Below are 8087 nucleotides of genomic sequence, written 5' to 3' on the forward strand. Positions count from 1 at the left end.
CGATGTCATACGACACGGGTCCGCACCTGGTTGAGGGAGGGCGTCTCCCCCAGCGGAGCGAGGGGAAGTACGCAAGATGAGCCTCGGGGACGACCACGGCTACCCCGGTGACCCGGGTGGCCGCGCCGACGACGGCTTCGGCGGCTCGGGCCAGACCCGCACCCGCCTGCCCGGCACCTCCGACACCGACCCCTACACCACCTCCCGCCGCCCGCCCCGGGCCTCCCGCTCCGTCATCACGGTCGTGGGAGTCGTCGTCCTGCTGATCGCCGCCATCGCCTTCGCGAACCGCGGCGGCACCCCCGCCGACGACACCCCCTCCTCCACCACGGACAAGGGCCCGGGCCCGGCGGCGACGGCGGCGACCGGGGTGAAGCCGGTGAAGGGGGAGTCGGAGGGGATTCCGACGGGGTACGCGAGGGATGAGCAGGGGGCACAGAGCGCCGCGGCGAACTACGCGGTGGCCCTGGGGTCCGACGGCATGTTCAAGGCCGCCTCGCGGAAGAGCATCGTACGGACCGTCCACGACCCCGCCGTCGTCGACGGCCTCCTGCGCAGCCTGGACGACGCCTACTCGCCGCAGTTCCTGGCAGGTGTCGGCCTGGAGGCGGACGGGAGCACGCCCAAGGGGCTCACCTTCGTGTCCCGCACCGTGCCCGTCGGCACCAGCGTGACCGAGCAGAAGGGCGGGACGGTGACCGTCGAGGTCTGGTGCACCGGGCTCATCGGGCTGGCCGGCCCGGCGTCCATCAAGCCCGTCACCGAGAACTGGTTCACCCTCACCCAGAAACTCAAGTGGGTCGACAACGACTGGAAGATCGTCTCATCCACCCAGAAAGAGGGACCGACACCGGTCTACGGTGACAACCGCGCGTCCTCCGCGGACGAGATCGCCAGCGCTGTAACGGGATACGGAGGCTTCACCTATGCCCGGTAGTGGACGCCTACACGCCAGGGCGCTCACCGTCCTGGCCGCCATCCCGGCGACGATCGTCCTCCTCGCCTCCCGTGCGGCGGCGGCACCCACTCCGAGCCCCACGCCCAGCCCCAGCAAGGCCGACGAGAACTGCGACATCGTCCCCGGCCTCGCGCGGGAGTACTGCGAGAGGGAGGAAGGCACCAGCGGCTCCAGCCGCAGCACCACCCTCGACCCCACCGACGCCGCCGACCCCCTCGGCGCCCTCGGCCGGGCCTGCACCGACGCCGCGTCCTGGACCGTCGACACCCTCTCCAAGGCCGTCGAGTCCACCGCCACCGTCGACTTCACCAACACCACCTTCCTCTCCCAGTACGCCATCGTCTTCGCCGCCACCACCGTCCTCACCCTCGTCCTCTGGCTCCTCGCCGTCGCCAAGCGGGCCATCCGCGGCGTACCCCTCACCACCGCGCTCTCCGAGGCCATCGGCTTCCTCTGGCTGGCCGTCCTCGCCTCCGCCTTCACCCCGCTGATCCTCTACACCCTGGTCTCCGCCACCGACGGGGTCACCGAGGTCATCACCGGCGGCACCGGCGACCAGACCGATAAATTCTTCGGGAACTTCTCCGCCGCGCTCAAACAGGGCAACGACATCGGCGGCGGCCCGATCATGCAGATCGTGGTCTCCCTCGTCACCATCGTCGCGGCCGGAGTCCTCTACCTCGAACTGTTCATCCGCGCGATCGTCCTCTACGTCGGCGCCATCCTCGGCGTCGTCGTCTACTCCGGACTCGTCGACAAGAACATGTGGGGCAACGTCCGCCGCTGGGCCGGCATCATGATCGCGATCATCCTGGTCAAACCGGTCATCGCCATCGTCCTCGGCCTCGCGGGCGCCCTCACCAACTCCGAGGAGACCGACTCCATCGGCGCGATCGTCTCCGGACTCGCGATCATCATCCTCGCCATCATCGCCTCCGGAATGATCTACCGCTTCGTCCCCGGCTTCGGCGACGAGATCGTCGCCTCCCGCAACAACCGCGTCCAGGGCGGAGTCGAGAACCGCGCAGCCGCCGTCATCAGCTCCCCCGCCGCCCTGGTCTCCCAGGGCATCAAGACCCACAGCGCCCGGGGCAACACCGGCGGCGGCGACGGCGGCGGGTCCTCCGCGCCCCGGCCCGCCAACCCCGTCGGCGGCGGCGTCGCCGCCCACAGCAGCCGCCCCACCGGCGGCGGCGCGGCCACCGCCGGACCCGCGGCGGGGAGCACGGCGCCCCCACCCCGTAGCAGCGCGCCCAGCACCAACACCCCGCACAGCAACCGCAAGAGCACAGGAGGTGGAGGGCGTTGACGACCCAGTCCCATCCCATCGCGCCCCGCCGGACCTATCTGATCGGCCGGGCCCGGCCGAACGCCATCATCGGCAAGAACCGCGAGACCGGCGAGATCGCCCTGATCATCGCCGGCGCGTTCCTCGGCATGATGAGCGGACTGATCGTCCCCGTGCTCACCCTGCGGATCGTGCTGCTGATGGGCTTCCCGATGCTCGCCCTCGCGGCCGTGTACGTCCCGTACAAGCACCGCACCTTCTACAAGTGGTTCGAGATCAACCGCAGCTTCAAGCGGAGCGTGCGCGGCGGCAAGACCGCCTACCGCTCCTCCGCCGTCGAGGCCGGCACCGCGCTCGACGGGCGCGAGGTGGAGATCGGGCCGCCGCCCGGCATCGGCCGGATCAACTGGCTCGCCGCCCCCTTCGGCCCCGACGAGATCGCCGTCCTCCTGCACGCCGACCGCCGGACCGTCACCGCCGCCATCGAGATCGAGGGCCCCGGCGTCGGACTGCGCGACAGCGAGGACCAGGAGGCCCTGGTCGACCGCTTCGGCACCCTCCTCAAGCACGTCGCCAACGGCGACGGCTTCGTGACCCGGCTCCAGATCCTCGCCCGCACCCTCCCCGCCGACCCCGACGCCCACGCCAAGGACGTCGCCCAGCGCGGCGACACCCACGCCCCGCCCTGGCTGCGCGACTCCTACGACCAGCTCCAGTCGATGGTCTCCACCTCCAGCGAGCAGCACCGCGCCTATCTCGTCGCCTGTATGCACTACACCCGCGAGCTGGCCGCCGAGGCCAACGCCATGGCCCGCGCGGCCCGCGCCGCCGGCGGCGGCAAGGCCCGCAGGCTCGACAAGGACGCCGGCCTCGCCGTCGTCATGGCCCGTGAGCTGACCGACATCTGCGCCCGGCTCGCCGAGGCCGACATCCGGGTCCGCCAGCCGCTCGGCCAGGGCCGGCTCGCCTCCCTCGTGCACTCGATGTACGACCCCGACCACCCCATCGACCACATCCAGGCCATGACCAAGCGCAACGCCTGGCCCGCCGAGCTGGACGCCATGGAGCCCACCTATCTCCAGGCCAAGACCCGCGAATCCTCCACCCGCGCGCCCTGGTGCCACTCCACCGCCTGGGTGAAGGAGTGGCCGATGACCCCGGTCGGCGTCAACTTCCTCGCCCCGCTGCTCGTCCACACCCCCGATGTGATCCGTACGGTGGCGGTCACCATGGACCTCGAACCCACCGAAGTCGCCATCGAGCGCATGCTCACCGAGAAGACCAACGACGAGGCCGACGCCAGCCGCGCCGCGAAGATGAACCGTACGGTCGACCCGCGCGACATCGCCGCGCACGGCCGGCTCGACCAGCGGGGTGAAGATCTCGCCAGTGGGGCGGCGGGCGTCAACCTCGTCGGGTACATCACTGTGTCGTCGCGTTCGCCCGAAGCCCTGGCCAGGGACAAGCGGACGATCAGAGCCTCGGCGGGCAAGTCGTATCTGAAGCTGGAGTGGTGCGACCGCGAACACCACCGGGCCTTTGTGAACACTCTTCCGTTCGCGACCGGCATCCGCCGTTAGGGGCCTTGATCCTGATGCGAGATCCGATGTCCGTCCTCACCGAGGCCTTCACCGCCTTCGTCTTCGGCAAGGTGGAGACGACCCGGCTGCCCGTGCGCACCTCCACCGGGCAGGCGCAGGCCGTCTATCTGCCGACCGCGGCCCCGGGCCTCGGCGACTCGGGCGTGATCATCGGCCGTGAGGTCTACAGCGGCAAGGGGTACATCTACGACCCGTTCCAGCTGTACGGGCAGCAACTGCCCGCCCCGCACTGGCTGGTCCTCGGTGAGTCCGGCAACGGCAAGTCGGCGCTGGAGAAGACGTACGTCCTGCGCCAGCTCCGCTTCCGGGACCGGCAGGTCGTGGTGCTCGACGCCCAGGGCGAGGACGGCGTCGGCGAGTGGAACCTCATCGCGCAGGAGCTGGGGATAACCCCCATCCGGCTCGACCCGATGACCGCGCTCGACGGCGGCATCCGGCTCAACCCGCTCGACCCCGCGATCACCACCACGGGCCAGCTCGCTCTGCTCCGCACCATCATCGAGGTCGCGATGGGGCACGGCCTGGACGAGCGGGCGGGCTTCGCGCTCAAGGTCGCCCACGCCTATGTCAACGAGACCATCACCAACCGTCAGCCCGTCCTGACCGACATCGTCGACCAGCTGCGCCACCCGGAACCCGAGTCGGCCGAGGCGATGAATGTCGACATAGACGATGTCAGGGCCTGGGGCCTGGATGTCGCGCTGGTCCTGGACCGGCTGGTCGACGGCGACCTGCGGGGCATGTTCGACGGCCCGACGACGGTCGGGATCGACCTCGATGCGCCGCTGATCGTCTTCGATCTCTCCCATATCGACCGCAACTCGATCGCGATGCCGATCCTGATGGCGATCGTCGGCGTCTGGCTGGAGCACACCTGGATTCGCCCCGACCGGAAGAAACGCATCTTCCTGGTCGAGGAGGCCTGGCACATCATCAACTCGCCGTTCGTCGCCCAGCTCTTCCAGCGGCTGCTGAAGTTCGGCCGCCGCCTCGGTCTCTCCTTCGTCGCGGTCGTCCACCACCTCTCCGATGTCGTCGACGGCGCCGCCGCGCGGGAGGCGGCGGCCATCCTGAAGATGGCCTCCACCCGGACGATCTACGCCCAGAAGGCGGACGAGGCGAGAGCGACGGGCCGGGTCCTCGGGCTGCCCCGCTGGGCGGTGGAGATCATTCCGACCCTTACGCCCGGCATCGCCGTCTGGGATGTCAACGGCAATGTCCAGGTCGTCAAACACCTGATCACCGAGGCGGAGCGGCCCCTGGTCTTCACCGACCGGGCCATGACCGAGTCCTCGGGGTCCGTGCTCTCGGAGGATCTGGCCGCCGCGGAGTGGGAGGCGGAACAGCGGGCGGCCCTGATCGAGCGCCACAAGCTGGACGAGTCCCCCGAGTCGACGGTGGCATGACATGCGGCAGCCCGAACAGCACGGTCACGGGGGCCGGCAGGGAAGCGGGGGCATCCCGGACGGACTGCTGCTCGGGCTCCTCGGTCTCGGCGTCAGCTCACTGGTGCTGGTCTGGACGGCGACCGGGCTGTCGGGCCTGCTGTCCCACGGCTCCTGGCCGTCGGACGTCACCTTCAAGAACACCCCGCAGGCCCTGCGCTCCCTCGTCTCCGCTCCCCAGGACCTGGCCGCGGCCTGGCCGGGGACCCCGGAGGGCGAGCTGTCCGGATACGGACTCTTCTGGGGTCTGGTGATCAGTCAGCTGATGGTGCTGCTGGTTCTGGCGGTCTTCGTCCTGGGGACGGTGGCGCGCTGGAAGGCCGTACGGGAGAACCGCCGGGCGGAGGCCACCGCCGGGCACGACACGGCCGAGCCCCTCTCCGCCCCCGCACCGGCCGCTGCCCCCGCCACCGACGCCCCCGGACATCCGGCGCCCTCGACGACGCCTCCCCCGACGACGACCGGACATCCGGCGCCGGCCACCACGCCGACCAGCGCTCCGGCCGACCCGTCACCGGCCGATACGACACCGCCACCGGCCCCGGCTCCGGTCCCGGTCCCGGTCCCGGTCCCGACCCCAGCCCCGGTTCCGGTCCTCAGCGGCCCTCCGCTCCCGTCCCCCCGCGCCCCGCGGCTGCTCTACGGCGGACCCGACACCCGCCGCCCCGCCGCCCTCCAGGCCGTACTCGACGCCGAGGGACCCGCCGTCGTCGTCACCTCCGACCCCGCCGTCTGGTCCGAGACCAAGGACGCCCGCGCCAAGCTCGGCCCGGTGCTCGTCTACGACCCGGGCCACCTCTGCGACACCCCGGCGCGCCTCCACTGGTCGCCCACCAGCCGCTGCGAGGACGCCGGGACCGCCGCCGACCGCGCCACCGCGCTCCTCGCCCCCGTCCGCCCCCACGCGCTCCTCGACGCCGTGATGGCCGACACCGCCGAGACCCTGCTGCGCTGCTGGCTGCACGCCGCCGCCGTGGACGGCAGGCCCTTCAAACAGGTCCACCGCTGGGCACAGGGCGGCGGCGCCCACGACGCCGTACGCATCCTCCGTACCCACCCCAAGGCCGGCGGCGGCCTCGCCGGACTGCTGGAGTCCGCCCTCACCGCCCACCCGGAACGCCGCGAGATCGCCCAGCAGTTGGTGGCCCGGGCACTCTCCGCGCTCTCCTCGATCCATATCCGCGAGGCTTGCACTCCGAACCGGACAGATTCCCTCACCTTGGAATCATTTGCGGATGAAGGGGGAACCCTCTATCTGGTGGGTGAACCCATTGAGGACCCGAGATCCCGCCCCGGAGCGATGCCACTGCTCACCGCACTGGCAGCAGACGTGGTCGAGCACGGCCGCCGCATGGCCGCACGGTCATCCGCCGGCCGGCTCGACCCACCAATGACCCTCGTTCTGGACGATGTCGCCGCGGTGGCTCCGCTTCCCCGGCTCCCGGAGCTGCTGGCGACCGGCCAGGACCAGGGCCTGCCGACCCTGGTCCTGCTCCGCTCCGCCGAACAGGCACGCTCCCGCTGGCCGGAGCCCCTCCCCCACTGACTCCGCGGCTGAACGGCGGTCAGCGGCGGCGCCCGGAAAGGGTGCCGGCGGCGCCACTCCACCCATCACCGCCCGTACGGACTGACGCCGGGCACCCCCGGGACGGCAGAGTGGTCAGCGGTCACTCCGAACACTCGGAACCCGCGACAACTCAGAGGTCCCCCGCATGCCCACGCCACCCGACAGCCGCGCCGTCGCCGCCGAGGCGGACAGCACGCTCGCTCTCACCCACGCCACCGTCATCGAGGGCGGACGAGCCCTCGCGGACCAGACGATCCTCGTCCACCGCGACCGCACCGTCCGCTCCCCCGCCGGCGCCGGGCTCCCCCGGCCCACCCGCACCATCGACCTCCGGGGCAAGTACGTCATCCCCGGCCTGGTCGACTCCCATATCCACACCATCCCCCCGGTCGACCAGACCGCCCCGCTCCTGCCGCTGACCGGTGTCACCGCCGTACGCGAGATGTGGGGCACCCCCGAACACCACGAGGTCCGGCGGCGGATCTCGGACGGCGGGCTTCTCGGCCCTCACTGGGTGATAGCCGGCCCGCTCGTCGACGGGCCCCCGTCCATCTTCGCCGCGGACACCGGCAAGGAAGTGATCGAGGTCGCCGATTCGCGGGCCACTGCCCCGACTCGATGACCATCGCGGAGTGCGCCGACGCGGGCCAGCAGACCATCGAGCATCTGCACGCCCTGCTCCTGGCCGGTTCCGCCGACGAACAGCGGATACGGGAGGGCCTGGCGAAGGTACGCCTGGACCCGGCCGAACCGTCCAGTCTCGCCCGCTACCGCTCCTGGTTCCACCAGGTGCACACCCTGGAGCACGAGGCCGTACGCGGCTACGACCGGGACCGCGCCCGCCGGCTCTTCGACCGGCTCGCCGCCCGGGGCACCCATGTGGTGCCGACGCTCTCCGTCCACCACCGTCTGGAGCGCCCGGATGAGATCCCCGGCTCCCTCCCGGAGGCCGGATATGTGCCGTCCTGGCTCGTGGAGAGCTGGCCGGCGACCTGGGAGGGGCTGATCGGCGGCCGGACCCCGCAGGAGAAGGGCATGCTGCGCGAGATCCACGACCACCGGCTGCTGCTGAGCACAGAGCAGACAGACACGGAACAGAAAAGGTCCTGAACGCAAAAATGCCTCAGTCCCCTGGACCATAAAGATCCAGGGGACTGAGGCTAAAAATTGTTCGGCGGCGTCCTACTCTCCCACAGGGTCCCCCCTGCAGTACCATCGGCGCTGAAAG

7 protein-coding genes are annotated in these 8087 nt (G+C 71.0%); all 7 read left to right on the top strand.

Annotated features, from left to right (window positions below):
• Window positions 1-76: 76 nt before the first annotated feature.
• The 7 genes from ABT122_RS28330 to ABT122_RS28360 all read left to right on the top strand — a co-directional run bounded on the left by ABT122_RS28330 (window position 77) and on the right by ABT122_RS28360 (window position 7969).
• Window positions 77-937, top strand: coding sequence for a hypothetical protein (locus ABT122_RS28330; protein ID WP_351558076.1), 861 nt, complete (start codon window positions 77-79; stop codon window positions 935-937).
• Window positions 927-2267 (top strand): hypothetical protein, encoded by a 1341-nt coding sequence (locus tag ABT122_RS28335; RefSeq protein ID WP_351558078.1) that lies wholly within the window; start codon window positions 927-929, stop codon window positions 2265-2267. Before ABT122_RS28330 ends, ABT122_RS28335 begins: the two co-directional genes overlap by 11 nt.
• Complete coding sequence (locus tag ABT122_RS28340; RefSeq protein ID WP_351558080.1) at window positions 2264-3826, top strand: SCO6880 family protein; 1563 nt, start codon at window positions 2264-2266, stop codon at window positions 3824-3826. The genes ABT122_RS28335 and ABT122_RS28340 overlap by 4 nt, the downstream gene beginning before the upstream one ends.
• 14 nt (window positions 3827-3840) lie before the next feature.
• Window positions 3841-5253: an ATP-binding protein gene (locus ABT122_RS28345; RefSeq protein ID WP_351558081.1), complete on the top strand. Its 1413-nt coding sequence runs from the start codon at window positions 3841-3843 to the stop codon at window positions 5251-5253.
• Window position 5254: 1 nt separating this feature from the next.
• Window positions 5255-6838: a type IV secretory system conjugative DNA transfer family protein gene (locus tag ABT122_RS28350; RefSeq protein WP_351558083.1), complete on the top strand. Its 1584-nt coding sequence runs from the start codon at window positions 5255-5257 to the stop codon at window positions 6836-6838.
• 166 nt (window positions 6839-7004) lie between these two features.
• A complete protein-coding gene (locus ABT122_RS28355) occupies window positions 7005-7481 on the top strand; it encodes an amidohydrolase family protein (protein WP_351558085.1) in 477 nt (158 codons plus the stop codon).
• On the top strand, window positions 7478-7969 hold the full coding sequence (locus ABT122_RS28360; protein ID WP_351558087.1) for a hypothetical protein: 492 nt from the start codon (window positions 7478-7480) through the stop codon (window positions 7967-7969). Before ABT122_RS28355 ends, ABT122_RS28360 begins: the two co-directional genes overlap by 4 nt.
• Window positions 7970-8087 lie beyond the last annotated feature (118 nt).

The organism is Streptomyces sp. NPDC001985, from assembly GCF_040296845.1.
GTDB lineage: Bacteria > Actinomycetota > Actinomycetes > Streptomycetales > Streptomycetaceae > Streptomyces.

Coding starts and splice junctions, on each gene's coding strand:
- ABT122_RS28330 (WP_351558076.1), top strand. CDS start 77: ATGAGCCTCGGGGACGACCACGGCTACCCCGGTGACCCGGGTGGCCGC.
- ABT122_RS28360 (WP_351558087.1), top strand. CDS start 7,478: ATGACCATCGCGGAGTGCGCCGACGCGGGCCAGCAGACCATCGAGCAT.
- ABT122_RS28355 (WP_351558085.1), top strand. CDS start 7,005: ATGCCCACGCCACCCGACAGCCGCGCCGTCGCCGCCGAGGCGGACAGC.
- ABT122_RS28350 (WP_351558083.1), top strand. CDS start 5,255: ATGCGGCAGCCCGAACAGCACGGTCACGGGGGCCGGCAGGGAAGCGGG.
- ABT122_RS28345 (WP_351558081.1), top strand. CDS start 3,841: ATGCGAGATCCGATGTCCGTCCTCACCGAGGCCTTCACCGCCTTCGTC.
- ABT122_RS28335 (WP_351558078.1), top strand. CDS start 927: ATGCCCGGTAGTGGACGCCTACACGCCAGGGCGCTCACCGTCCTGGCC.